The sequence below is a fragment of the Roseateles sp. P5_B10 genome, from assembly GCF_056400485.1.
Window position 1 is genome coordinate 1 of the sequence record NZ_JBFULE010000527.1, and the last position, 3,762, is coordinate 3,762.

Below are 3,762 nucleotides of genomic sequence, written 5' to 3' on the forward strand. Positions count from 1 at the left end.
CCCGCACAGAAGGTGCACTCAAAGCTGCAAATGCGCGCAGCCGTCGATTCAGGCGGCAGCGCAACATCGCAGTGCTCGCAGTTGGGTCGCAGCTCCAGCATGTCAGCGGCTCTTGCGGTAAGGCTCGTCCTCGACGATGAAATCCTGTTCGCGCATCGAGTCCGCGATCCAGTCCTCTACCGCCGGGTGTGCCAGCAGCGAATCGCGATACGTCGCAGCCGCTTCCGACACCGGCAGGCCAAAGCGGCTCAGCCGCACCGCTACCGGCGCAAAGTAGGCATCCGCCGCGCTGAACTCGCCGAACAGTAAAGGTCCCCCGCTGCTGGCCAGCGCACCGCTCCACGCCGCATCCAGCCGCGCCACGTCGGCTCGCAGGGCCTCGTCCTCAGCCCAGAGCTTGGCGCCGACGTCGGGGAAGAAGACCTCGATGTTCATCGGGCAAACCGTGCGCAGCCGCATGAAGCTGGCATGCATCTCGGCGCACAGGCTGCGCGCGCGGGCGCGGGCCTTGGTGTCGCGGGGCCAGATCGCGTGTTCAGGGTGGCGGTCGGCGATGTACTCGGCGATGGCCAGCGTCTCCCATACCGTGAAGCCGTCGTCCTCGACGAGCACGGGCACGCGCTTGGTCGGCGTGATGCCGCTGATGACGCGGGTCCATTCCGAGTCCGGCGTGAAGTCGAAGCGCAGCTTGACCTCTTCAAACGGAATGCCGAAGGCCGCCAGCAGCACACCGCTGCGCATGGACCAGGACGAGTAGTTCTTGTTGCCGATGTAGAGCTTCATGACACCTTTCGCGTTGAGCCGGCGAGCTTAAACAGCCGCTGCCGCGCCGGGGATGAGCAATCCGCAACGGATTGATGCGCGCTCAGCGCCTGGCGCGCCAGGCGTCCAGACGTGCAACGCCGCCGTCAGGCGACAGATAAGTCGGCAGCACGGCCTCCAGCGAACTGGCCTGAATGCCCAGTTCCGCCAGGCCCGGCAGCTTGCCACTCGGTACATTGGGCACGGTGAGCGATGCGAGGTTGTCGCGCGACAGCAGCGGCTCGCCGGGCAGGCATTCCATGAAGAGGGCTTGCAGCGTCGCCAGCGCGCCGGGCAGGCGCAGGATGGGCCGCTCGCAGCCCGCAACGCGGCCGGCCAGCCGTACCAGCTCGGCCAACGTCAGTTCACGCGGGCCGGCGATCTCGTAGGTCTGGCCGATGGTCTCGCGGCGCAGCAGCGTCTCGACGAGGGCACGGGCCAAGTCCTGCACCCACACCGGCTGCAGCCGCGCATTCGCCCCGCCCAACGGCATCACCGGGAACAAGCCCTGCAGCCGCGCGAACAGGTTGACGCTCTTGTCGCCGTCGCCAAAAACCAGCGAGGGGCGCAGCAGCGTCAGCTCCAGCGGATGGGTCTGCGCCGCGACCTGCAGCGCAGCTTCGCCAGCGGCCTTGCTGCGCAGATAGCGCGACGGCGCATGCTCGCTCATCCCCCCACCAATACCCAGGGCGCTGACATGCACGAGGCGCTTCGCACCGGCCGCGGCAATGCGCTTGGGCAACTCGACATGCACATGCTCGAAGGCGGCCATGCTGCCCTGCAGGATGGCGACGAGGTTGACGACGGCGTCATGGCCTCTCACCAGGTCTGGCAGKTCGTGGAACACGTCGGCCTGCACGACGGTGACGCCTGGCAGGCTCTGCACGGCTTGCGCATGCGGCAGGCGGCGCGTGGGCACGGTGACGCGAGCCTCGGCGCCGAGGCGGCGCGTCAGCTGTTCGCACAAGGCGCGGCCGACAAAGCCGCTGCCGCCCAGGACCAATACGGACAGGCTCATGATTTGGACTCCCCCACCGCTGCGGGCGGCACGTCGCTGACGTCGGCATCGCGTGCGCCGGCAGGCCCGATGCTTTGCCCCAGGCGCTCGCGCAGCTTGGTGGCTGGCAGGCCCAGCACCTGGGCGTAGATGGCGCCGCCGAGCAGCACCTTGCGCACATAGTCGCGCGTCTCGTTGAACGGAATGTTCTCGGCCCAGATGGCCGCGTCGATGACGGGGCCATCGCGCCAGCGCGCGGGGCGGCCGGGGCCGGCGTTGTAGGCCGCCGCGGCCAGGGCCTGGGCGCCTTCGAAGCGGTCCAGTACCAGCTTCAGGTAGTTGGTGCCGATGCGCAGGTTGAAGTCGCGATCGTGCATCAACTCGGCGTTGTAGTTCAGGCCCACCTTCTTGGCCGTCCATTTGGCGGTGGCGGGCATGACCTGCATCAGGCCGGCCGCACCGACGTGCGAGCGTGCGTCCAGCACGAAACGCGATTCCTGGCGGATCAGGCCGTAGACATAGGCGGCGTCGAGCCCGGCGGCCTGCGCTTCGCGCTGCAACTCGGCGCGATGCGGCGTGGGGTAGCGCTGGGCGATGTCGATCTCGGCCTTGGTGCGCTCGCTGGTGTTGATGCAGCGGTCCCAGACCTCACGGTCGCAGGCTTCCTGGGCGGCGGCCAGCAAGGCGCGGTCGCCCATGCCGCGCAGCGAGAAATTCCATTCGCGCACGCCCTCGCTGCGCAGGCCGAGGTTGATCAGCGACAAGGCCCGGGTCAGGCCGGGGTGGCTGCGCGCGGCGCGGCGCTCCTCGGTCGTCAGCGGCGCGGGCGCGGGCGGCAGCGGCGTGGGCAGGCCGATGTCCTCGGCGGCGAGGCGGCCGAAGTAGTTCAGCGGCGTGGTCGCCAGCGCGGCGAGCTGGGCACGAGCGGCCGGCTGGTCGCCCTGTTGCCGCGTGGCGCGGGCCTTCCAGTAGACCCAGGCCGGGTCGCGCTGCTCGATCGACGTCATGCGCTCGATCGCGCGCAGGGCTGCGGCCGGCTGGCGGGCGCGCAGCGCGGCGCGGGCGTGCCACGCCAGGGCGTCGTCGGTCCAGGGGAGGTCGGGCGCGAGCTTCTCGGCGCGAGCGAAGGCGGCGAGGGCGTCGTCCTGCAGGCGCAGCGCGGACTGGCGGCCGATCTGCGCCCACAGCCAGGCCTGCAGGTCGGCGGGCAGCTTGCTCCATTTGTCCTGCAGCAGGTCGCCGGCCTGATCGGGGTCGTTGCCGGCGACGCGGGCCAGGGCCAGCGCCGTCAGCTCCGCCTCGGGGCGCGGCGAGGTGCGGGCCTTGCGCGTCAGGTAGCGGCCGGCGTTGTCCTGCAGCTCGGCGAGCTTCTGGTCGAGGGGCTTGGCTGAAAGCAGGGCGACGGCCTGACGCGCGGCGCGCGGGCGGCCCTGCTCGGTGGCCAGGCGGGCCTTGGCCCACAGGGTGTCGGGCTTGAACTGGCCGGCCTCGACCATGGCGGCCGCGAGCTGCTGGCAGCCGTCATCGCCGTCCTTCTGGGCCATCCACGTGGTGCGGGCGGCGTCGGCATCGACCTTGGTGCCGGCGACATGGTCCGCCAGCATGACGTAACAGGCGACCTCGCGGTCGTCGCGCATCTGATAGCTGGCATGGTCGCGCCTGAAATTGGCCCAGTCGCGGCGGTGGCCCAGTTCCAGCAGCCAGTCGTTACGCAGCCTGTCCTCGACATAGCTGCCGGGATAGCGCGCGTAGAAGGCGTCCATCTCGGGCTGGCGCACTTCGCTGAGCCGCGCATTGAGGTCGAAGTACTCGACCCAGCCGGCCAGCGGATGGTTCTGGGCGCGAGCCGCCTCGACGAAGGCTGTGAGGCGCTTGCGGTCGCGCTTGACCCAGGCGTCGCGGGCCTGCACGGCGAGGTCGGCATCGGCGGGGGGCACCGGCGGGGCGGCGTCGGCGCTCAATGC

At 70.2% G+C, this 3,762-nt stretch carries 4 protein-coding genes; all 4 read right to left on the bottom strand.

Going from position 1 to position 3,762, the window contains the following annotated elements:
- On the bottom strand, positions 1-101 hold a 101-nt coding region (locus tag AC1DU6_RS23185), incomplete at its 3' end, for a DUF1272 domain-containing protein (RefSeq protein ID WP_477859914.1).
- A gap of 1 nt (position 102) precedes the next feature.
- Complete coding sequence (locus tag AC1DU6_RS23190) at positions 103-783, bottom strand: glutathione S-transferase (protein ID WP_477859908.1); 681 nt, start codon at positions 781-783, stop codon at positions 103-105.
- Positions 784-865: 82 nt separating this feature from the next.
- Positions 866-1,819 (bottom strand): complex I NDUFA9 subunit family protein, encoded by a 954-nt coding sequence (locus AC1DU6_RS23195; RefSeq protein WP_477859911.1) that lies wholly within the window; start codon positions 1,817-1,819, stop codon positions 866-868.
- The coding region (locus AC1DU6_RS23200; RefSeq protein WP_477859912.1) for a lytic transglycosylase domain-containing protein at positions 1,816-3,762 on the bottom strand (1,947 nt) is incomplete at its 5' end. The genes AC1DU6_RS23195 and AC1DU6_RS23200, both read right to left, overlap by 4 nt.

Coding starts and splice junctions, on each gene's coding strand:
- AC1DU6_RS23190 (WP_477859908.1), bottom strand. CDS start 783: ATGAAGCTCTACATCGGCAACAAGAACTACTCGTCCTGGTCCATGCGC.